At 71.9% G+C, this 22,127-nt stretch carries 19 protein-coding genes; 9 read left to right on the plus strand and 10 right to left on the minus strand.

Going from position 1 to position 22,127, the window contains the following annotated elements:
* The first annotated feature begins 18 nt into the window (after window positions 1–18).
* The 3 genes from RR49_RS11500 to RR49_RS11510 are packed head-to-tail and all read left to right on the plus strand — an operon-like array spanning window position 19 to window position 2,875.
* Entirely contained in the window at window positions 19–420 is a 402-nt protein-coding gene (locus RR49_RS11500) for a cytidine deaminase (protein WP_045248237.1), read from the plus strand.
* A complete protein-coding gene (locus RR49_RS11505; protein WP_045248238.1) occupies window positions 417–1,706 on the plus strand; it encodes a thymidine phosphorylase in 1,290 nt (429 codons plus the stop codon). Before RR49_RS11500 ends, RR49_RS11505 begins: the two co-directional genes overlap by 4 nt.
* A 53-nt stretch (window positions 1,707–1,759) precedes the next feature.
* On the plus strand, window positions 1,760–2,875 hold the full coding sequence (locus RR49_RS11510) for an adenosine deaminase (protein ID WP_045248239.1): 1,116 nt from the start codon (window positions 1,760–1,762) through the stop codon (window positions 2,873–2,875).
* Between the two features lie 63 nt (window positions 2,876–2,938).
* Here the strand turns inward: RR49_RS11510 and RR49_RS11515 are convergent, their stop codons facing one another.
* The 5 genes from RR49_RS11515 to RR49_RS11535 form a co-directional block, all read right to left on the minus strand.
* A complete protein-coding gene (locus RR49_RS11515; RefSeq protein ID WP_045248240.1) occupies window positions 2,939–4,093 on the minus strand; it encodes a mannitol-1-phosphate 5-dehydrogenase in 1,155 nt (384 codons plus the stop codon).
* The gene (locus RR49_RS11520) at window positions 4,093–4,530 is read right to left on the minus strand and encodes a PTS mannitol transporter subunit IIA (RefSeq protein ID WP_045248241.1); all 438 of its coding nucleotides are present in this window, start codon (window positions 4,528–4,530) and stop codon (window positions 4,093–4,095) included. Before RR49_RS11520 ends, RR49_RS11515 begins: the two co-directional genes overlap by 1 nt.
* Window positions 4,531–4,591: 61 nt before the next feature.
* Complete coding sequence (locus tag RR49_RS11525) at window positions 4,592–6,208, minus strand: PTS mannitol transporter subunit IIBC (RefSeq protein ID WP_045248242.1); 1,617 nt, start codon at window positions 6,206–6,208, stop codon at window positions 4,592–4,594.
* 14 nt (window positions 6,209–6,222) lie between these two features.
* Entirely contained in the window at window positions 6,223–7,899 is a 1,677-nt protein-coding gene (ptsP, locus tag RR49_RS11530) for a phosphoenolpyruvate--protein phosphotransferase (protein ID WP_045248243.1), read from the minus strand.
* Window positions 7,900–7,916: 17 nt separating this feature from the next.
* A complete protein-coding gene (locus RR49_RS11535; RefSeq protein ID WP_045248244.1) occupies window positions 7,917–8,192 on the minus strand; it encodes an HPr family phosphocarrier protein in 276 nt (91 codons plus the stop codon).
* A gap of 355 nt (window positions 8,193–8,547) precedes the next feature.
* On the opposite strand from RR49_RS11535, the gene RR49_RS11540 reads away from it, so the two are divergent.
* Window positions 8,548–10,479, plus strand: coding sequence for a BglG family transcription antiterminator (locus RR49_RS11540; RefSeq protein ID WP_045248245.1), 1,932 nt, complete (start codon window positions 8,548–8,550; stop codon window positions 10,477–10,479).
* 15 nt (window positions 10,480–10,494) lie between these two features.
* Here the strand turns inward: RR49_RS11540 and RR49_RS11545 are convergent, their stop codons facing one another.
* The 3 genes from RR49_RS11545 to RR49_RS11555 are packed head-to-tail and all read right to left on the minus strand — an operon-like array spanning window position 10,495 to window position 13,631.
* Entirely contained in the window at window positions 10,495–11,082 is a 588-nt protein-coding gene (locus tag RR49_RS11545) for a GNAT family N-acetyltransferase (RefSeq protein ID WP_045248246.1), read from the minus strand.
* A gap of 39 nt (window positions 11,083–11,121) precedes the next feature.
* A complete protein-coding gene (locus RR49_RS11550; RefSeq protein ID WP_045248247.1) occupies window positions 11,122–12,804 on the minus strand; it encodes a phospho-sugar mutase in 1,683 nt (560 codons plus the stop codon).
* Entirely contained in the window at window positions 12,801–13,631 is an 831-nt protein-coding gene (locus RR49_RS11555; RefSeq protein ID WP_045248248.1) for a purine-nucleoside phosphorylase, read from the minus strand. The genes RR49_RS11550 and RR49_RS11555 overlap by 4 nt, the downstream gene beginning before the upstream one ends.
* Before the next feature lie 82 nt (window positions 13,632–13,713).
* Between RR49_RS11555 and RR49_RS11560 the strand changes: the two genes are divergently transcribed.
* A complete protein-coding gene (locus RR49_RS11560) occupies window positions 13,714–15,165 on the plus strand; it encodes an NAD(P)H-quinone dehydrogenase (RefSeq protein ID WP_045248249.1) in 1,452 nt (483 codons plus the stop codon).
* A 61-nt stretch (window positions 15,166–15,226) separates the two neighbouring features.
* On the opposite strand, the gene RR49_RS11565 is transcribed toward RR49_RS11560, so the two are convergent.
* A complete protein-coding gene (locus tag RR49_RS11565; protein ID WP_045248250.1) occupies window positions 15,227–16,993 on the minus strand; it encodes an acetyl/propionyl/methylcrotonyl-CoA carboxylase subunit alpha in 1,767 nt (588 codons plus the stop codon).
* Between the two features lie 78 nt (window positions 16,994–17,071).
* Window positions 17,072–17,719, minus strand: a complete 648-nt coding sequence (locus RR49_RS11570; RefSeq protein ID WP_045248330.1) for a Maf family protein — start codon at window positions 17,717–17,719, stop codon at window positions 17,072–17,074.
* Between the two features lie 62 nt (window positions 17,720–17,781).
* Here RR49_RS11570 and RR49_RS11575 point away from each other — a divergent pair, with 62 nt between their 5' ends.
* From RR49_RS11575 to RR49_RS11590, 4 genes are read left to right on the plus strand one after another with little or no spacing between them, the layout of a single operon-like run.
* Entirely contained in the window at window positions 17,782–19,083 is a 1,302-nt protein-coding gene (locus RR49_RS11575) for a class I SAM-dependent RNA methyltransferase (protein WP_045248251.1), read from the plus strand.
* 9 nt (window positions 19,084–19,092) lie between these two features.
* Entirely contained in the window at window positions 19,093–19,761 is a 669-nt protein-coding gene (locus RR49_RS11580) for a response regulator transcription factor (RefSeq protein WP_045248252.1), read from the plus strand.
* On the plus strand, window positions 19,758–20,996 hold the full coding sequence (locus tag RR49_RS11585) for a sensor histidine kinase (protein ID WP_048808899.1): 1,239 nt from the start codon (window positions 19,758–19,760) through the stop codon (window positions 20,994–20,996). The genes RR49_RS11580 and RR49_RS11585 overlap by 4 nt, the downstream gene beginning before the upstream one ends.
* On the plus strand, window positions 20,996–22,039 hold the full coding sequence (locus RR49_RS11590) for a hypothetical protein (RefSeq protein WP_045248253.1): 1,044 nt from the start codon (window positions 20,996–20,998) through the stop codon (window positions 22,037–22,039). The genes RR49_RS11585 and RR49_RS11590 overlap by 1 nt, the downstream gene beginning before the upstream one ends.
* The last annotated feature ends 88 nt before the right edge of the window (window positions 22,040–22,127 follow it).

The raw sequence follows: 22,127 nt of genomic DNA on the forward strand, positions 1-22,127 counted from the left end.
ACACCACGGAGGTCAGCCATGCCCGACATCGACTGGGACGCCCTGCGCGTCGCCGCGAACGACGCGATGCGCCGCGCGTATGCGCCGTACTCGAACTTCCCCGTGGGGGCGGCGGCCCTCACCGACGACGGTCGCATCGTGTCGGGATGCAACGTGGAGAACGCGTCGTACGGCGTGGGCCTGTGTGCAGAGTGCGGTCTGGTCTCGAACCTGAACATGACCGGTGGCGGACGACTGGTGGCGTTCACCTGCGTCGACGGTCACGGCGCGACGCTCATGCCGTGCGGGCGCTGCCGCCAGCTGCTGTTCGAGTTCTCGGCGCCCGGGATGCTGCTCGAGACCGTGTCGGGTGTCCGCACGATCGAGCAGGTGCTTCCGGATGCCTTCGGTCCCCGCGAGCTCGAGGAGTACGCCCAGTGAGCGTGGAGCCGTTCGACGCGGTCGATGTGATCCGCACGAAGCGTGACGGCGGCGCCGTGCCCGAGGACGCGCTGCGCTGGATGGTCGACGCATACACGCGCGGCTACGTGTCCGACGCCCAGATGGCGTCGTTCGCGATGGCGGTGCTGCTGCGCGGCATGGAGCGCGACGAGATCCGTGTGATGACCGACGCGATGATCGCGTCGGGGGAGCGGATGAGCTTCGACGGCCTCGGCAAGACCACCGTCGACAAGCACTCCACGGGCGGGGTGGGCGACAAGATCACCCTGCCGCTGGCTCCTCTCGTCGCCTCGTTCGGCGTCGCCGTGCCCCAGCTCTCGGGCCGTGGGCTCGGGCACACGGGCGGCACGCTCGACAAGCTCGAGTCGATCCCCGGATGGCGCGCGGCGCTGTCGAACGAGGAGCTCACCGCGCAGCTCGCCGGCGTCGGCGCTGTCATCTGCGCCGCCGGCTCCGGGCTCGCCCCCGCCGACAAGAAGCTCTACGCGCTACGCGACGTGACCGGCACCGTCGAGGCCATCCCGCTGATCGCCTCGAGCATCATGTCGAAGAAGATCGCCGAGGGCACGGCCGCCCTCGTACTCGACGTGAAGTTCGGCTCGGGCGCGTTCATGCAGGACATCGATCGTGCGCGCGAGCTCGCCCGCACGATGGTCGCCCTCGGCACCGACTCCGGGGTGGCGACCACGGCGCTCCTCACCGACATGAACACGCCCCTCGGCCTCGCCATCGGCAACGCCAACGAGGTGCGCGAGTCGGTCGAGGTGCTCGCCGGCGGCGGTCCCGCCGACGTCGTCGAGCTCACGATCGCCCTCGCCCGGGAGATGCTCGCGCTCGCCGGGCTGCCCGACGCCGACGTCGAGGGCGCGCTCGCCGGCGGCGCCGCGATGGACGCCTGGCGGCGCATGATCGTCGCGCAGGGCGGTGACCCCGACGCATCCCTGCCGGTCGCCCGCGAGACGCACACCGTCACCGCCGCGCGCGACGGGGTGGTGTCTCGGCTGGAGGCCCTGCCGTTCGGCATCGCCGCGTGGCGCCTGGGAGCCGGACGCGCCCGCGCCGAGGATCCGGTGATCCACGCGGCCGGCATCGACCTGCACGCCAAGCCGGGCGACGCCGTGCGCGCCGGCGACCCGCTCTTCACCCTGTCGGCCGACGACGACGCCCGTTTCGAGCGCGCGCTCGCCGCTCTCGACGGCGCCTACGAGATCTCGGATGCTGCGCCGGCCCGCGCGGCGATCGTGAGGGAGCGGATCTCCGCCTGACCCGTCAGAATGATCGGTGGGGGAGCCGCGACATCCGATCAGAAGGAGACCCGATGCCTATCGACCAGCACGACGACGCCCGCCTCGAGGGCGTGTCGATCCGGTCCCTTCCGAAGGTGTCGCTGCACGACCACCTCGACGGCGGGGTGCGCCCCGACACGGTGATCGAGCTCGCCGAGGAAGCGGGCATCGCCCTGCCCACCGGGGACGCCGACGAGCTCGCGGAGTGGTTCTCGGCGGTGCGGCCCGATCGCTCGCTCGTCGAGTACCTGCAGCGTTTCGAGCTGACGACCGGGGTCATGCAGACCCGCGACCAGCTGACCCGCGTCGCCCGTGAGTTCGTCGAGGATCTCGTCGACGACGGCGTCGTGTACGCGGAGGTGCGCTGGGCGCCCGAGCAGCACCTGCGCGGTGGGCTGACGCTCGAAGAGGCCGTCGAGGCCGTGCAGGAGGGCATCGAGCAGGGCGAGGACGACGCGGCGGAGGCAGGCCACGACATCCGCGTCGGACAGCTCATCACCGCGATGCGCCAGAACGACCGGTCGCTGGAGATCGCGAAGCTCGCGGTCGCGTTCCGCGAGGCGGGTGCGGTCGGCTTCGACATCGCCGGGCCCGAGGACGGCTTCCTGCCGTCTCGGCACCGCGAGGCGTTCGAGTACCTGGCGGGCGAGTTCTTCCCCGTCACGGTGCACGCCGGCGAGGCCGCCGGCCTGGAGTCGATCCGCTCCGCCCTCGTCGACGGTCGCGCGCTGCGGCTCGGACACGGCGTGCGCATCGCCGAGGACCTCGACGTCGTCTCGCGCAAGGGCGAGCAGGTGCTCGTCGAATTCGGCGACCTGGCGCGCTGGGTGCGCGACCGGGAGATCCCGCTCGAGCTCTCGCCGACCTCGAACGTGCACACCGGCGCGTTCGCGGCGTGGGGCAGCGAGCTCGAGGACCACCCCTTCGACCTGCTCTACCAGCTCGGCTTCGCCGTCACGGTGAACGTCGACAACCGCACGATGAGCCGTACGTCCCTCACCCGCGAGCTGGCCCTGCTCGCCGAGACGTTCGAGTACGACCTCGACGACCTCGAGAGCTTCCAGCTCAACGCCGCGGGCGGCGCGTTCCTGCCGGTGGAGGAGCGCGAGGAACTCATCGACCTCATCTCCGAGGGCTTCGACCGCTGAGCCCCGACATGGTCGAGGGCGGCACCACGATCGGGTTCGCGGCGCCGCCCTCGGTCGGTGCGGTCAGGCCAGGTCTGCCTGCCGGGTCGTGACGGCGGCCACGAGGCCGTCGAAGAGCGGATGCCCCGCCTCGATGCCCGTGACGCGGGTGACGAGCGCCGTGGCCTCGGTCGTGCGCAGCAGCTCCTGCAGCTCGACGGCTTCCGGGTCGTCGGCGGTCTCGAAGGCGAGCGCGGCGCCGACGGTGCCGAGGAGCGCCGCGACCGACAGGCCCCGTTCGGCGGCGTCGGCCGCCGGGCCGACGAACCGCTCGTGGCGGGAGAGCTTGCGCAGCGGCTGACGACCCACACGCCATACGGTGTCGGGAAGCTCGGGGTTCTGGAACCGGCGCAGGATCGTCGCGCGGTAATCGGCGAGCTCCTCGGCCGTGAAGCCGTGACGGGCGATGAGCACCGCCGACGTCTCCTCGAGCGTCGAGCGCACCGCCGCGAGGATCTCGGGATCGGCGAGGGCGTCGGAGATGCGCTCGATGCCGGCGCGGGCGCCGAAGTAGGCGGTCGAGGCGTGACCCGTGTTCACCGTGAAGAGCTTGCGCTCGATGTACGGCGTGAGGTCGTCGACGAAGTGCGCACCGGGGATCGACGGCACTGCTCCCGCGAACGGACCCTGCTCGATCGCCCACTCGAAGAACGGCTCCACCGTGACATCCACCCCGTGCTGGCCCTCGGGCTGCCCGGGCACGATGCGGTCGACCGCGGTGTTCGCGAACACGGCCTTCGCCGCGACCGCAGGCCAGCCGGCGCCGGCGAGGGCGGCGATCTCGTCGCGCAGGGTGTCGGTCGCGCGGATCGCGTTCTCGCACGCCATGACGGCGAGGGGAGGCAGCTCGGCAGAGCGCGCCACGAGCCCGGCGTAGATCACCGGGGCGATGAAGCGCAGGATGTTGGGACCGACCGCTGTGGTGGCGACATCCGCGGTCGCGAGCTCGTCGACGACCGCCTGCGGGTCCAGCTGGCTGTTGACCGCGCGGAAGCCGGTCACGACGGTGTCACCGCCGCCGTCTCCGACGGCGTGCACGGTGTAGCTCGTCTCGGCGTTGATCGCGTCGACGAGGGGGGCTGCGACATCCGAGAACACGACCTCGTAGCCGCCCTCGTGCAGCAGCAGGCCCACGAAGCCGCGACCGATGTTGCCGGCGCCGAAATGGACGGCCTTCATCAGGCGTTCACCGTGGCAAGGCGGGCGAAGAGCTCCTCGGGCGTCGCGGCGGCCTTGAGGGCTGCGACCTCGTCCTCGTCGGAGAACAGGATCGCGATCTGGGAGAGGATCTCGAGGTGCTCATCGCCGCGACCGGCGATGCCGATCACGAACGTCACCGGCTCCCCGTCCCAGTCGACGCCGCCGTCGTAGCGCACGACCGAGAGGGCCGAGGCGAGGATCTCGCTCTTGGCCTCGTTGGTGCCGTGCGGGATCGCCAGCTCATTGCCCATGTAGGTCGACACGGTCGCCTCGCGGGCGAGCATCGCGTCGTAGTAGGCGCCGGTGACGGCGCCCGCGGCCTCGAGGATGTCGGCGGCCTCCCGCTGCGCCTCGAGGCGCGTGGCGGCACCCGCGTGGATGCGCACCTGTCCGAGGGTCAGGATCTCTCCGGTCATGTTTCTTCCTTCCACAAAGAGTGCGGGGCGGGCGGATCGCTCCGCCCGCCCCGCGACGAACTCAACCCTGTACACCGTCCTGGTGCTGCGAGGCCACGAGGTCGACGACCTCGTCGTATCGCGGCGAGTTCATGAAGTTGTCGACCGACACGTGGAGCGAGTTCGGCGACGCCGACCGGGCGCGGTCGGTGAGCTGGTTCTGCGTGACGACCAGGTCGGCCGACCCGTCGAGGTTGGCGATGGCCTGGTTGGTCACCGTGACGCCCTCGATACCGGCCTTCTTGATCTTGTTGCGCAACACGCTCGCACCCATCGCGGACGACCCCATTCCGGCGTCGCAGGCGAACACGATCGTGGAGATCGGCTTGGTGGCGACGGCGGTGGTGCCGGCCTCCGACGAGGTGCGCAGGCCCGCGAGGGTGCTCGAGGACTTGCCCTTGTTGGCCTCGGTCGCAGAGATCGCGGCGCTGAGGTCGCCCGACTCGCCGAGCTCGAGGTCACGCTTACGCGTGCGCAGGAGGAACAGCGAGGAGAGCAGGAACGAGACCGTTGCGGCGAGGATCACCGACAGGATGACGCCCACGTAGCCCCAGCCGGGACCGAAGTTGCTGTCGCCGGAGGTCTGCAACAGCACCGCGAAGATCGATCCGGGCGATGCGGGAGCGCGAAGGCCGGAACCGAACACCGCGTTGGTCGCCACACCGGTCATGCCGCCGGCGATGGCCGCGACGATGATGATCGGCTTCATGAGCACGTACGGGAAGTAGATCTCGTGGATGCCACCGAGGAACTGGATGACGATCGCGCCGGGGGCGGAAGCGCGGGCGGCGCCGACACCGAAGAACGCGAAGGCGACCAGGATTCCGAGGCCGGGGCCGGGGTTCGCCTCGACGAGGAACAGGATCGAACGGCCGGTCTCGAGGGCCTGCTGGGTGCCGATCGGGGTGAACACACCGTGGTTGACGGCGTTGTTCAGGAACAGCACCTTGGCGGGCTCGACCAGGATCGACAGCAGCGGGAGCAGGCCCGCGGAGACCAGGAAGTCCACGACGGCGCCCAGGGCGTTCGAGACGGCGGTCATGATCGGGCCGAACCCGAAGAAGCCGACGATCGCGAGCAGCATGCCGAGGATGCCGGCCGAGAAGTTGTTGACGAGCATCTCGAAGCCCGCCTTGATCTTGCCTTCCCAGATGCGGTCCATCCACTTGGTCAGCAGCGCCGCCAGCGGGCCCATGACCATGGCGCCGAGGAACATCGGGATCGTCGTGCCGACGATGACACCGACGGTCGCGATGGCGGCGACCACACCACCGCGCTCGCCGTAGACCATGCGGCCACCGGTGTTCGCGATGAGGAGCGGGAGAAGGTAGGTGATCATCGGGCCCACGAGGCCGACGAACACGGGGATGACGTTGCCGTCCTTCGTCTGCGAGAGCGCGGTCATGGCGTGAGCCCAGTTGATCTGGCTCGCGTCACCGAAGCCGCCGAGGATGTCGGCGACCGGGTGCCAGAAGCCGAGCCAGCCGGTGGCGATGAACAGTGCCGTGATGAAGCCCCACGCGATGAAGGCCGCGATGTTCGGCATGATCATGCCGGAGAGGAAGGTACCGAATCGCTGCACGGCGATCTGGGCCTTCTTACCTCCCGACAGCGCGGGCGACGTTGCCGTCGTTGTCATGTTTCTTTCCTTTTCTAGGAAGCGGCGGCCCGGGCGGCCGCACGCGCCGTTGCCGCGTCATTCGCGGCAAGTGCTGCCTCGGCGACGCGTCGGGCGTCGTCGAGCGAGTGGGAGAGCAGGCTCTGACGCACGTCGGCGAGCGCTGTGGGAGCCATGGACAGGGACGTCGCGCCGAGGCCGACGAGCACGACCGCCAGCAGCGGGTCGGCGGCGGCCTCGCCGCAGATGCCGACCGGCTTGCCGAGGGCTGCGCCCGCGGCGCCGACCGACTGGATGAGGCGGAGCACCGCAGGGTGCCAGGGGTCCTGGAACGACGCGACCGAGCCGAGGAGCCGGTCCGCGGCAAGGGTGTACTGGGTGAGGTCGTTGGTGCCGATCGAGGCGAAGTCGGCCTGCGCGAGCACCCTGTCGGCGAGGAGGGCCGCCGACGGCACCTCGACCATGACTCCCGCGGTCTTCACGTCGTACTCGCGGGCGAGGGCGACGAAGTATTCGGTCTCCTCGACGGTCGCGACCATCGGCGCCATGACCCACAGATCCGCGGCCTCGCCGTCGGCGGCCGCCGCGGCGTTGGCCTCCGCGAGGGCGGTGAGCTGCTCGCGCAGGATGTCCTCGCTGGCCCGGAGGGCGCGCAGGCCCCGCAGGCCCAGCGCCGGGTTCTCCTCGTGGGCGTCGTTGAGGAACGGCAGCGGCTTGTCGGCACCGGCGTCGAGCACACGCACGACGACCTTCTTGCCGGCGAACGCGCGGAAGAGCTTTTCGTACGAGGTGCGCTGCTGGGCGACCGTGGGGGCGGTGTTCGAGCTCAGGAAGAGGAACTCGGTGCGGAACAGCCCCACGCCTTCCGCCCCGAGGGCCACGGCCTCAGCGGCGCCGTCCGGGCTGCCGAGGTTGGCGAGCAGCGGCACAGCGGTGCCGTCGGCGAGCGCACCCGGGGTGAGCGGCGCGGATGCCGCGGCCGACCGCGCGTCCGCGCGGCGCTGAGCCGCCGCACGCTCGTCCTCCGAGGGCGACACGGTGATCACGCCCGCAGCGGCGTCGACGATCACGGTGTCGCCGTCGGCGAGGTCGAGGGCGCCGGCGGTGCCGACGACGGCGACGATGCCCTTCTCGCGGGCGAGGATCGCGGTGTGGGAGGTCGGGCCGCCCTCGCTCGTGACGAGCGCGAGCACCTGGTCGAGGTCGAGGAGCGCGGTGTCGGCTGGGGCGAGGTCGGTGGCCACGAGCACGTAGGGGTGGCCGGGCTCGGGCACCCCGGGGGCGGCGACGCCTCGGAGTCGCGCGATGACGCGCTGGGCGACGTCGTCGAGATCGGCGGCGCGCTCGCCGAGGTAGCCGCCGACCGCGGTGAGCTGGTCGCGGAAGGAGGCGAACGCGTCGTAGACGGCGAACTCCGCGGTCTTGCCGGCGGTGATGCGTGTGGCGACCTCGGCCTCGAGCGTGGGGTCCTCGGCCATCATGGCCTGTGCCTCGAGCACGTCGCGGGCCGAGCCGCCCGCCTGGGCGCCGCGCGCCTCGAGCTCGCGGGCGACGACGCCGATGGCCTCCTGCACCCGCGCGGTCTCGGCATCGGGGCCGAGCGTCGAGGGGGCGTCGGCGGGAGCGGGGAGGGGCGCCGCCATACGGGCGACGGGGCCCTGGGCGACGCCCAGGCCGATGCCGACTCCGCGGAGGGTTGTCGTGGTGCTCATGTCTGCGCTCCGTCCGGTCAGGCCGCGTCGTGGTCGGTCGTGAGGAGGTCGGCGAGGTCGTCGAGCACGTTCTCCGCGCCCTCGCCGTCGGCGGTGAGCGTGACGTAGTCGCCCTGCTCGATGCCGAGCGCGATCACCCCGAGGATGCTCGCGGCGTTGACCGGCGCACCGGCGTCCTTCGCGATCGTGACGGGGAGCCCCGCGTCCTTCGCCGCCTGGGCGAAGAGCTTCGCGGGGCGGGCGTGCAGACCGTGGGCGGATCCGATGCGCACGGTGCGGGTGGCGACTGTCATAGTGCTTCTCTCGTTGCGGCCGTCCGCGCACGGCGCGAGGCCGGGTGCGACGGACGGATGGTGCGGTCTCGGAGCGGGGAGCGGCATCCGTTCCGGCACGAGCGACGTGACGGTTCGAGTGCGTCTCCACGGTTCGGTGCGTGCCCTCGCGTCGTGCGCTGCGTGACGCAGCTGCTGTGCTTCGCCTGTGCCGGTCGTACCGGCGGCGCACGTCGCCAGGATCCTCATCGATCCGCCTCCTGGGTCTATCTTGAGAATTCCCCGAGAGCGCGGGCAACCAGACCTGTTTCCGCCCCCCGCGGAAACGTCGCGGTCGCGTGATGGAATAGGGGAATCGGCGTATCGGAGGGATCACGTGACGCGTGCCAAGCAGGACCGGCTTCTCGGCCTGCTCCTTCGCGACGGCGGATGGGTGACGGCGGCGACCCTCGCCGATCAGCTGGGCGTGACGGCCCGGTCGGTGCGCTCCTATGTCACGAGCGTGAACGGTCGTGTCTCCGGCGGCCAGGCTGTCGAGTCGGGGCCGCAGGGCTACCGCGCCGGCGTCGAGGCGGGCGCCGCCCTGCAGACCTCTCCCGGTGACGGCGGGTCGCCCCGGGATCGCCTCCACACCCTCGTGACGAGGCTGCTCGACGCCCCCGACGGCCTCGACGTGTACGCCGTCGCCGACGAGATGTTCGTGAGCGCCGCGACGGTCGAGTCCGATCTCGCGCGGGTGCGCAGCCTGCTGGGTGGCACCGAGCTCATCCTCGACCGCCAGGGCGCACAGGTGCGCCTGCGCGGCACCGAGATGGCGCAGCGGCGGCTGCTCAGCCGGCTCGTCCATGACGAGATGGATGCCGGTGCCTACGACACCGCGGCGCTCCGGCGTGCGCTCGGCGAGCAGTCCGCGGTGCTCCCGTCGCTCGCGCCGTTCAAGGCGGCGCTCGTGGCACAGCTGGTCGATTTCGGCTATTACGTCAACGAGTACGGGATGAGCGACGTGCTCACCCACGTCGCGATCGCGGCCGACCGCGTCGCACGCCAGCGCGGCCTCGACGCGGAGGGGCTCCCCGAGCCGGTCGCGGCGCAGCTGCGGGTCGCGAACGCGATCGAGACGCTCGCCCGAGAGCATCTCGGCGTCGACCTCGGGCCGGCCGACAGCCGCCACCTCGCCTCCGTCGTGCTCACGCGGGTCGTCGCGCCGGGCATCGCCGACGAGACGCGGGCGCCCCTCGACCCCGAGGTGGAGGGAGCCGTGCGGGAGGCGGTCGGGGCCGCGGCATCCGAGTTCCTGGTGGAGATCCACGACGAGGACTTCGTGTTGCGGCTCGCCCTCCATGTGCAGAACCTGCGGCTGCGGGCGCGGGACAAGGCGTGGTCGCGCAACCCGCTGACCCGATCGTTGAAGTCGACCTATCCGATGATCTTCGAGGTCGCGGTCTTCATCGCCAGTGAGCTGTCGCAGCGACTGAACATCCCGCTGCACGACGACGAGATCGCCTACATCGCGATGCACGTGGGCGGCCAGCTCGAGCGCAGCCGCCGATCGGACGAACGGCTCACCGCGACGATCATCTGCCCGGGGTACTACGAGCTGCACGAGCTGCTGCGCTCGAGCGTCGCCCGCTCGCTCGGCCAGTCGATCGAGGTCGTGCGGGTCGAGACGCGCGTCGACCCCGACTGGGCCGACATCGACACCGACCTCGTGCTCACGACGATCGACGCGCCCCCGGGGGCGCCGGTGCAGCCCGAGCGCGTCGTGCGCATCCAGCCCTTCCTCACGCCTGCCGACGTCGACCGCATCCAGGTCGTCGCGGTGCGAGCGCGACGCACGCGTCGCCTCGCGAAGCTGCGCATCGAGCTCGAGAGCTACTTCCGCCCCGACGCGTTCGTGCACGGCATCGATCCGACGCTCGGCGAGGAGGGCACCATCCGCCTCCTCGGCGGGCTGCTGCGGGACGCCGGCGTCATCGACGACGCCTACCTCGAGCGCGCGGTCGCGCGCGAGGGGATGTCGTCGACCGCCTTCACCGACGCGCTCGCGGTGCCGCACGCGATCGGGATGACCGCGGCCCACACGGCGATCGCCGTCGGCATCGCCGACCCGTCGATCCCGTGGGGCGACGCCCGCGTGCAGGTGGTGGCGCTCGTCGCCTTCTCGGAGAACGACCGTGCGGCGTTCCAGACGGTCTTCGAGCAGTTCGTCGAGGTGTTCAACGAGCGCGAATCGGCGCAACGCATCGTGCGCCGCGCGACGAGTCTGCCGTCGTTCCTCGACGAGCTCGTCGCCGTCATCGACGGCTGATCCGCCGATCCCGCGTCAGGCCCGGATGAGCCTCTCGTCGAGCCCGCGCCGCACCGCGGGCCACTCGTGCGCGAGGATCGAGTAGACCACGGTGTCCCGCAGTGAGCCGTCGGGCATGATGCGGTGGCTGCGCAGCACGCCGTCGAGCTTCGCGCCGAGCCGCTCGATGGCGGCCCGTGACTGCCGATTGTGCCAGTGGGTGCGCAGCTCGACCGCGACGGCATCGCAGGTCTCGAAGGCGTGGGCGAGCAGCAGGCGCTTCGCGGCCGTGTTCACGGCGCTGCGCTGGGCGGAGAGTCCGAGCCAGGTGTGTCCGATCTCGACTCGACGGTTCTCCTGGTCGATGTTGCAGAACGTCGTTTCGCCGACGACCTCGCCGTCGCTCTCGCGCACGACGACCCACGGATTCATGCCGCCGGCGGCATGAAGGCCCTCGCGCATCGCGATGTCGGCATCGACGGCGGCGTCGCTCGTCGGCACGCTCGTGTACCAGGCGTGGTCGAGACCGGATGCCGCGGCGCGGAGCCGCGCTGCATGTGCGGCCGTCAGCGGCTCCAGGCGGACCCAGTCGTTGGCGAGGACGAGCGGTGCGGCGAACTCCATGCCCCGAGCCTAGGGGCGCCGGGCGGCGGGACGTGTGGGTCAGCTCCGATCGGACAGCAGACGGCGGGCCCCGTCCCGCAGTCGTTCGAGCCGCGCGTCGGCGTCGGAGGCGCTGTCGCCGCGCACGTCGAGGTAGAGCTTGAGCTTCGGCTCGGTGCCCGACGGGCGCACGATCAGTCGGGTCTCTCCCTCGAGCCAGTAGCGCAGCACGTCGCCGGGGGGGAGGTCTCCGTGACCCGTCGCGAGGTCGTCGACACGCTCGACGGCGAACCCGCCGACCTCGGTCGGGGGAGCCTCTCGCAGCGACCCCATGAGGCGGGGGATCACGGCGAGGTCGTCGACCCGCACCGAGACCTGACCGCTCGCGACGTGGCCGACCTCCTCGGCGAGCTCGGCGAGCAGGTCGGAGAGGGTGGCGCCGCGTTCGCGGGCCTCTGCAACCAGGCCGAGGATCGCCACGGCGGCCGAGATGCCGTCCTTGTCTCGCACCGTCTCGGGGTTCACGAGATAGCCGAGGGCCTCCTCGAACCCGTAGACGATGCCGGGCGCGCGGGAGATCCACTTGAACCCGGTGAGGGTCGCGTGGAAGCCGAGGCCATGGCGCTCCGCGATCGTCGAGAGCGCCGGCGACGACACCAGTGAGCACGCCAGTGACGCACCCGCGACCGGGTGGGCGGCGGCGAGCCGTGCGGCGCGCAGCCCCAGCAGCAGACCCGTCTCGTTGCCGGTCAGGCGGCGCCAGCCGCCGGGGGCGGCGGCATCCGGGATCGCGACCGCGAGCCTGTCGGCGTCGGGGTCGTTCGCGATGACGAGCTCCGCGCCGGCGGTGCGCGCCGTCGCGAAGGCGAGGTCCATCGCTCCCGGCTCCTCGGGGTTGGGGAACGCCACCGTCGGGAAGGCGCCGTCGGGGTGGAGCTGCTCGTCGACCGTGACCGGCAGCGGGTAGCCGGCCGTGCGCAGGATCGCGGCTGTCGTCTCCCAGCCGACTCCGTGCAGTGCCGTGTAGACCCACCGCAGGCCGGCGGCGCCGGCGGGGGCGGGCGCGACGGCCGCCGTGGCGGCGACGTAGGCGGCCACGACCGCCTCGTCGGCGATCTCGTAGTCCTGGGAGCGGGGCAGCGCGTCGACGCGCTCGTCATCGGCGACCCGGGTGATCTGCGCCGCGATCTCGGCGTCGCTCGGCGGCACGATCTGCGCGCCGTCGTCGGCGCCGCCGAGGTAGACCTTGTAGCCGTTGTCGTTCGGCGGATTGTGGCTGGCCGTCACCATCACGCCGGCGTCGGCGCCGAGGTGGCGCACGGCGAAGGCGAGCACGGGGGTCGGCAGCAGGCGGGGGAGGAGGATCGCGTGCAGACCCTGACCGGCGATGAGCTCGGCCGAGTCGCGGGCGAACACATCGGAGTTGCGCCGACCGTCGTAGCCGATCACGACGGTCGGGGTGTGGCCGGGCCGGGCCGAGGCCGCGAGGTACCGCGCGAGGCCGGTTGCGGCCTGCGCGACGAGCACCCGGTTCATGCGCTGCGGGCCCGCGCCGAGCTCTCCGCGCAGCCCTGCGGTGCCGAAGGCGAGGCGTCCCGAGAACCGCTCGCGCAGGGCGAGCACAGAGGCGTGATCGGATGCCGCGGCCCCCGCGATGAGCGCATCGAGCTCGGCGGCGGTGAGGGGGTCCGGATCCTGCGCGACCCAGGCGCGGGCGCGGACGAGAAGGTCGTCGTCGCTCACATCGCCTCGATCACACGGGCCAGGAGCGCGGAGATGACCGGCTCGGCGAGCTGGCCCGCCTCGATGACCTCGGCGTGGCTGAGCGGGCTGGTCTGGATGCCCGCGGCGAGGTTGGTGATGAGAGACATCCCGAGGATCTCCATGCCAGCCTGGCGGGCCGCGATCGCCTCGAGGGCTGTCGACATGCCGACGATGTGGCCGCCGATCGCCTTGGCCATCTGCACCTCGGCGGGCGTCTCGTACTGCGGCCCGCGGAACTGGCAGTAGACGCCCTCGTCGAGGGTCGGGTCGATCGTGCGGGCGAGATCGCGCAGGCGTCGCGAGTAGAGGTCGGTGAGATCGATGAACGTCGCGCCCTCGAGCGGCGAGGCCGCCGTGAGGTTGATGTGGTCGCTGACGAGCACCGGCTGCCCGGGAGTCCAGGCCTCTCGGATCCCGCCGGCGCCGTTGGTGAGCACCATGATGCGGGCTCCGGTGGCGGCAGCGGTGCGTACGCTGTGCACGACGCGGCGGGTGCCGTGCCCCTCGTAGAAGTGCGTGCGCGCGCCGATGACGAGCACGCGCTTTCCGGTCGGGGTCAGGATGCTGCGCAGCGTGCCGACGTGACCCTCGAGCGCGGGCTTGCTGAAGCCTGTCACCTCGGTGGCGGGGATCGTCGCGACCGTCTCACCGAGGAGGTCGGCGGCCTTGCCCCATCCGCTCCCGAGCGTCACCGCGATGTCGTGCGTTGCGACGCCGCTGAGGCGGGCGATGTCGGCGGCGGCGGTGGCGGCGACCTCGAACGGGTCGGCGGCGGGGTCATCGAGGGGGTGGGCGGTGTGCGTCATCCCCTCACTCTAGGAACACCGCTCGGACGGGGCCAGTCGGTCCCGGTTCGCTGCGCGCGACGAGACGCACCAGAATGGAGGCATGTCGACGAGCTTCGATAACGCCCAGCGGGTCGCGATCATCGGAGGCGGACCCGGCGGCTACGAGGCGGCCCTGGCCGCCGCCCAACTCGGGGCCGAGGTGACCCTCGTCGAGCGTGCGGGCGTCGGCGGCTCGGCCGTCATCACCGACGTGGTGCCGTCGAAGAGCCTGATCGCCACGGCCGATGCCGCCGTCGCCATCGCGGGTGCGAGCGACCTGGGCGTGCAGCTGTTCGCGCGCGACGCCAAGGGCACGCCGCTCACCCCCGAGATCGCCATCAACCTGGCCGCGGTCAACAAGCGGCTGCTCGCTCTCGCCCGCCAGCAGTCCGACGACATGCGCTCGTCGCTGGTCGAGGCGGGCGTGCGCATCATCTCCGGCCACGGCCGGCTCGACGGCCCGGGAGCCGTCGTCGTCTCGACCGGGCCGCAGGGCACCGCCTTCGACCGGGTCGAGGCCGACACCCTCGTCGTCTCGGTGGGCGCCTCGCCCCGGCAGCTGCCGCACGCCAAGCCCGACGGCGAGCGCATCCTCACGTGGACACAGCTCTACGACATGGCGACCCTTCCCGAGCACCTCATCGTGGTCGGGTCGGGTGTCACGGGCGCCGAGTTCGCCTCCGCCTACATGAACCTCGGGGCGAAGGTCACCCTCGTCTCGAGCCGCGACCAGGTGCTCCCGGGTGAGGACCCCGACGCGGCCGCCGTGCTCGAGAAGGTCTTCCGCCGCGGGGGGATGACCCTCCTCGCCAAGGCGCGCGCCGACCGTGTGGAACGCACCGACGACGGCGTGCGCGTGCTCCTCGCCGACGGCCGCGAGATCGTCGGCAGCCATTGCCTCATGGCGGTCGGTTCGATCCCCAACACCCACGACATCGGTCTCGCCGAGGCGGGCGTCGAGCTGACCGACTCCGGTCACATCCGGGTGAACCGGGTCTCGCGCACATCGGTGCCGAACATCTACGCGGCCGGAGACTGCACGACGCTCATGCCGCTCGCGTCGGTCGCGTCGATGCAGGGTCGCACCGCGGTCTTCCACGCGCTCGGCGACGTCGTCATCCCGCTCGAGTCCCGCCGCATCACCGCGAACATCTTCACCGCGCCCGAGATCGCGACGATCGGCTGGCAGGAGAAGGACATCGCCGCCGGTCTCATCAACGGCGTCGTGCACAAGCTTCCGCTCGCGGCCAACGCCCGCGCCAAGATGATGGGCATCAAGGACGGCTTCGTGAAGGTGATCGCCCGCGAGGGCAGCGGCACGGTCATCGGCGGCGTGATCGTCGGTCCCCGCGCCTCCGACCTCATCTACCCGCTCGCGATCGCCGTCGAGCGCCGCCTCACCGTCGACCAGATGTCGCGCGTGTTCGCGGTGTTCCCCTCGCTGACCGGCTCCATACAGGACGCCGTGCGCGCGATGCACGGCGTCGAGCGCTCCAGCGGCGACGAGAACTGACGAACGACGAGGCCGCGGCATCCTGATCGGCTGATCGGATGCCGCGGCCTCGCCGTGTGCGTCAGGAGATCGTGAGCAGCTGGTGGCCGGCCGACACGGTCGTGCCGGGATCGGCGTTGATCGCGCCGATGACACCGTCCTTGTGGGCCTGGATGGGCTGCTCCATCTTCATGGCCTCGAGAACCACGACGAGGTCGCCCTTGACGACCTGCTGACCCTCTTCGACGGCGATCTTCACGACCGTCGCCTGCATCGGCGACTTGACCGCGTCGCCCGAGGCGCCCGCGGTGGCGGACGTCTGGTGCGAGCGGCGCGACGAGGGCACGGCGGCGGGGCGGCCGACCTGGGCCGGGGAGCCGGCGATGCGATCGGGCAGACTCACCTCGAGTCGCTTGCCGCCGACCTCGACGACGACGGTGTGTCGCGTCTCGGCGGGCGCGGGGTCGGCGAGCTCGCCGTCCCACGGGGCGATGTCGTTGTCGAACTCGGTCTCGATCCAGCGCGTGAACACGCCGAACTCGCCGTTCTCGGCGGTGAAGGCGGGGTCGCGCACGACCTTGCGATGGAAGGGGAGCACCGTCGGGAGCCCCGCGACCTCGAACTCGTCGAGGGCGCGGCGGGCGCGCTCGAGCGCCTCCTGACGGTCGCGACCGGTGACGATGATCTTCGCGAGCAGCGAGTCGAACGCGCCCGAGACGGTGTCGCCGGCGGTGACGCCGGAGTCGAGCCGGGTGCCCGGCCCGCCGAACGTCTTGAACACCTTGATGGGGCCGGGCTGGGGGAGGAAGGCGCGGCCCGGGTCCTCGCCGTTGATGCGGAACTCGAAGGAGTGGCCGACCGGCTCCGGGTCGCCGTAGCCGAGCAGCTCGCCCTCGGCGATGCGGAACTGCTCGCGCACGAGGTCGATGCCGGTCACCTCTTCGGAGACCGGGTGCTCGACCTGCAGGCGGGTGTTCACCTCGAGGAAGGAGATGGTGCCGTCGGCGCCGATGAGGAACTCGCAGGTGCCGGCGCCGATGTAGCCGACCTCCTTCAGGATCGCCTTCGACGCGCTGTAGAGCGTCTCGCGCTGAGCCTCGGTGAGGAACGGCGCCGGGGCCTCCTCGACGAGCTTCTGGTGGCGGCGCTGCAGCGAGCAGTCGCGGGTGGAGACGACGACGACCGTGCCGGCGCCGTCGGCGAGGCACTGGGTCTCGACGTGGCGCGGCTTGTCGAGGTACTTCTCGACGAAGCACTCGCCGCGGCCGAACGCGGCGACGGCCTCTCGGGTGGCGGACTCGAACAGCTCGGCGACCTCGTCGAGCTCGCGGGCGACCTTCAGGCCGCGGCCGCCGCCGCCGTAGGCGGCCTTGATCGCGATCGGAAGACCCACCTGCTCGGCGAACGCGATGACCTCCGACGCGTCGGCGACGGGCCCGGGGGTACCGGGGGCGAGGGGGGCGCCGACCTTCTCGGCGACGTGTCGCGCCGTCACCTTGTCGCCGAGGGCCTCGATGGCGTCGGGCGAGGGGCCGATCCACACGAGGCCGGCGTCGAGGACGGCGCGGGCGAACTCGGCGTTCTCGGCGAGGAAGCCGTAGCCGGGGTGCACGGCGTCGGCGCCGGAGCGCCGGGCGATCGAGAGGATCTTCTCGATGGAGAGGTAGGTCTCGGCGCTCGTGGCGCCGTCGAGGGCGTATGCCTCGTCGGCGAGCCGCACGTGGAGGGCGTCGCGGTCCTGGTCGGCGTAGACCGCCACCGAGGACCTGCCGCTGTCGCGCGCCGCGCGGATGATGCGGACGGCGATCTCACCGCGATTGGCAACGAGGACCTTGGCGATTCGAGGCATGAGTGCCAGCCTACCGACGGATTCCCGGCGGAATTTGACCGTCCCTCACAAGAACTCGGCGGAAGCGTGTGCGGATGTCTACGAATCCACCCACAGCGACGTCCAGTCGACTCCCAGCCGACGCACCAGCGAGCGCAGGGTGGGGAGCGACATCCCGACCACCGTCGAGGGGTCGCCGTCGATGTGGGAGATGAAGGCGGCGGCCCGCGCGTCGAGGGTGAACGCACCCGCGACGAGCAGTGGTTCGCCCGTCGCGACGTAGGCCGCGATCTCGTCGTCGTCGACGTCGGCGGCGAAGGTGACGGATGCCGCGGCCACCGCGTGCTCCTCGCGGTGACCGCCGTCGGGGGTCAGCCGGAACACGCTGTGACCGGAGTGCAGCACCCCGGTGCGGCCGCGCATCTGCTCCCATCGGGCCGTCGCCGCCTCGGCGGTGTAGGGCTTCCCGAGGATCTCGTCACCGAGCGCGAACATCGAGTCGCCGCCGATGACGATGCCGTCGAACGCGGGGTCGTCGGCGCGCACGGCGGCCGCGACATCCGCCGCCTTCCGTCGGGCCAGCAGCAGCACGTGCTCGTCGGGGGAGAGCGTGCGCCCCTCGGATGCCTCGACCGCCGCGACGACCGCTTCCTCGTCGACCTGCGGGGCGCGGGTCTCGGGGTCGATGCCGGTCTGGTGCAGCAGCATGAGGCGGGCGGGAGAGGTGGAGGCGAGCACGACGCGCATGCGCACCACGGTAGCCCGCGGCATCCGCCGCGCGGAGCGCCCCGGTGTGGGAGGCTCGGGGGATGACTTCTGCGGGCGACCTGATCGATCTCGACATCACCGGCGTCGCGCACGGCGGCGTGTTCGTCGGCCGGGTCGGGGGCGACGGGCGCGTCGTGTTCGTGACCGACACCCTCCCCGGCGAGCGTGTGCGGGTGCGGGTGACCGAGGCGGGGGACAAGTCGTTCTGGCGCGCGGAGCCGGTGGAGATCCTGGATGCCTCGCCCGACCGTGTGCCCCACGTGTGGGCCGAGGCGGGGCTCGACGTGCCGGCCGACTGTCGCCCAGGCGGCGCCGACTTCGGTCACATCGCGCTGCCGCGGCAGCTCGAGCTCAAGAAGCAGGTCGTCACCGACGCGCTGAGCCGCGTCGGACGCCTCGACCTTCCGGTCACGATCGAGGCCCCCGCGCCCGTCGACGGCCTCGCGCCGGAGCCCGCGGACCGCGGCGGCTGGCGCACCCGCGTGAGCCTGCACGTCGACGAATCGGGGACGGTCGGGCCGATGGCCTCGCGCAGCCACCGCGTCGTGCGCACCGAGACGCTGCCCCTGGCCACGGCGGCGATCGAGCGCGCCGCGGCGCGCCTCATCGGGGAGCGCCCCGGGCGCATCGACCTGGTCCAGCCCGCCGACGGACGTGTGCGTGTGATCAACCGGCCGGCCCTCGCCCGCGGCCAGCGCCGGCCCGTGAACCCGAAGGACCCGGCGTTCGAGCCGGTCGTCGAACGGGTCGGGGAGCGTGCGTTCCGGGTGGATGCGGGTGGCTTCTGGCAGGTGCACCGCCTCGCCGCCGCGACCCTCACCGCTGCGGTCGCCGCTGAGCTCGGCGTCGTCGGTGTCGACTCCGAGGGGCGCCACCTCGACTTGTACGGCGGGGTGGGACTGTTCGCCGCGACGATCGCCGAACTCGGCGGCGAGGCGACTCAGGTGGTCTCGGTCGAGGCCGATGAGCGCGCGACCGAGCACGCCGGCGAGAACCTGTCGGAGTGGGTGGGTGCTCGCGCCGAGACGGGTCGCGTCGACCGATGGCTCGCCGCGCTCGCCGCGGGAGCCTCCGTGCGCGACCGCGACCGGCTCTCCCGCGGAGTCGTGGTGCTCGACCCGCCGCGCGCGGGCGCCGGCCGTGACGTCGTGCGGGCTCTCGTCGCGCTCGCGCCCGCTGCGGTGACCTACGTCGCCTGCGACCCTGCCGCCCTCGCCCGCGACCTGGCGTTCTTCCGCGAGGCCGGCTACGAGACCTCCAGCGTGCGGGCGATCGACCTGTTCCCGCACTCGCATCACATCGAGGCCGTGGCGACCCTGACTCCGGTCGCGCCCCGCGGATAGCATGAGCGCATGATCCGCGTCGCCACCATCGACGACCACGAGTCGGTGCGACTCGGCGTCGAGGCGGCGTGCTCGCGGGACGCGATGATCGACGTCGTGTTCTCGGGCAGCGGTGTGCGCGACTACCGGCGGTGGCTGCGCGACTCCGGTGCCGACCCGGTGCAGGTCGCGCTCCTGGACATCACCCTCGGCGACGGCACGACGGTGAGCGAGAACATCCAGTCGCTGCAGTCCGACGGCTCCGAGGTGGTCATCTACAGCGTCGCCGACCGGCTCGTCGCCGTGCGCGAGGCGCTTGCGGCGGGCGCGGCGGGTGTCATCAGCAAGTCGGCGCCGATGGATGACATCGTGGACGCCGTCCGCACGGTCGCCGCCGGGGAGCCGCTGAACAACATCGAGTGGGCGAGCGCGGTCGCCGGCGACAGCGCGTTCGGAGATGCCCAGCTCTCGGCGCGCGAGCGCGAGGCGCTCGCGCTCTACGCCGCCGGACTCCCGCTGAAACTCGTCGCGCAGCGCCTCGGCATCACGTACAACACGGCCAAGGAGAACATCTCCCGCATCCGGGCGAAGTACATCGAGGTCGGCAGGCCCGCCCCGACGAAGATCGACCTCCGTCAGCGAGCGGTCGAGGACGGCGTCATCGACCCCGACGCGGTCGTGTCCGGGGCGCGGTCATGAGCGGCATCCGCTTCGACTCGGGCCCCGTGGTGCTGCCGGCGCCCCACGCGATCGCGCGCGACGGATCCCTCACCCGCGAGCGGGTCGAGATGGTGCTCGGCCGAGCCGTGGCGCTCGCGAGCGTGGTGCTCGGCGCCCAGACGATCGTCGAGGCGATCGCCTGGCAGGCGGTCGATCCGTTCTGGAACACGATCGAGATCCTGCTGATCTTCGTCCCCCTCGCGGTGGCGATCGTCTCGTTCGCGACGGGGTGGCAGAAGGAGCTCGCCGGCACGATCTTCGTGATCGCCTACACGATCGCCCTCGTCCTGTGGCCCGTCGGCGCCTACGGCCACGGATCGCCCGCCACCTCGCACGCCTGGCCCTATGTGCTGGGCAACGTCGCGACCCTCGCCGCCGTCGTCGCGCTCCCGAGGCGGTGGCAGGTCATCGCGACGGTCGGCATCCCTGTCGTCTACGGTGCGATGCGCATGGTCGAGCTCGGCTTCGCGCCGGCGGCCTGGCTGCCGACGGCGCTCGACGTCGCGTTCCTGGTCATCTTCGGCGCGGTGCTGCTCGCGCTCGCCTGGACGTTCCGTTCCACGGCGAGCCGTATCGACGAGCATCGCGAACGCGCGATCGAGGCGTCCGCGCGGGCGGCGGCGATGGCTGCGACCGAGAGTGAGCGTGTGGCCGTCGCCGCTCTGATGCACGACAGCGTCATCGCGGCGCTCATCGCCGCGCAGCGCGCGGGGACCGATCGGGAGCGCGAGCTCGCCGTGCAGATGGCACGTGACGCGCTCAACCGCCTCGCGAACGTCGACGTCACGGCGGGCGAGGGCAGTGACCATCCCCGGTCGGCGTCATCGCTCGCGGACGAGCTGCAGCGCGCGCTCGTCGAGGCGGGGTCGGATGCCGCGGTCCGCCGTCGCATCGCCCCCGACACCCCGGATGTGCCCGGCCGTGCAATGCGGGCGATGGTGCTCGCGGGCACCCAGGCCATCGTCAATGCGATCGCCCACGCCGACGGTGCCGGGCTCGAGGTGACCGTGACGGGAGAGCGTGCGCCCGGCCGGGTGACGGTGACCGTGCGCGACGCCGGGCCCGGCTTCTCGATCGACGAGATCCCGGATGACCGCCTGGGCGTGCGCGGGTCGATCATCGCGCGCGTGGCCGCGTTCGGCGGCGAGACCCGCATCTCCTCGGATGCTTCGGGCACGGTCATCGACCTCATCTGGAAGGCGACGGTCTCCTGATGTCCACGGCCTCCGTCATCCGACTCCTCGCGGTCGCGTTCAGCGTCGCGCTCACGCTCCGCGGCATGTGGATCGGCGCGCCCGTCGACGACGGATGGCTGCTGCTGGGCTGCATGCTCGGGTACCTGGCGGTGGCGTGGCTGTGCATCCTGTGGGGCTGGACCGCGGTGATCACGCGGTCGAGCCAGCCGGAGACGGTGTCGAGTTCGGGCGATCACCTGCCCATCCCGCTGGCGCTGCTCGCCCTCGCGGCGACGGTGGCACTGCCCCCGCTCGTCGCCTACGGCGCGGGCCCCCACACGACGCCGGGGACGCACACCACCTGGTACCTCGGTGCCACCGGCGCGCTCATGGCGACGCTCACCGTGCGCCGGCGCCCCTGGATGGCGTGGACGGGAATCGTCGTGCTCGCGGGGTGGTCGATCTCGTTGCTGGGCCCGGCGACCGCGCTCGGTCTCGGTCTCGTCGGGTCGACGGTCTGGGTGGGCGCCGCGCAGTTCCTGGTGCTCGCACTCGACCGTGCCGCGCTCGACACGGAACGGCTCGGCGAGGTGCAGCGTGTCGCTTCGGCCCAATCGGCCGCGCAGGGCGCGCAGGCCCACGAACGCCGCGTGCAGGTGAACCGTGTGCTTCTGAGCGCCGGCGACGCGCTCGCCCGGGTCATCGATCGCCGGGGCGTCCTCTCCGACGACGAACGGATCGAGGCGCGCGTGGTGGAGGGGCGCCTGCGCGACGAGTTGCGCGGTGCGCGCCTGCTCGATCCCGAAGTCAGGGCGGCGCTCGAGAGCGTGCGCCGACGCGGGGCATCCGTGTCGTTGTCCGACGACGGGGCGATCGACGACATCGGCGAGGAGGAGCTGGGCGAGATCCGGGCCGAGCTGGCCGACACCCTGCGTTCGGCCCGGTCGGACCGTGTGTACGTGCGCACGAGCAGCGATCCTCGTGTCGCCGTCACGGTCGTCGGGCGCGCCGCCCGCACCATCGGCCTCGACGAGGACGACAGTGTCGACCTGTGGCGCGAGATCGAGCGCTCGCCGCGCTGAGCGCTCGGAGTGCTCGCGCAGACCTGCCGCGCACAAAAAGAGAGGGCGAGGGGCGGCGGATGCGCCTGCCCCTCGCCAGCAGACGATT

Origin of the sequence: Microbacterium ginsengisoli (assembly GCF_000956535.1) — a bacterium.
GTDB classification, from domain to species: Bacteria; Actinomycetota; Actinomycetes; order Actinomycetales; family Microbacteriaceae; genus Microbacterium; species Microbacterium ginsengisoli.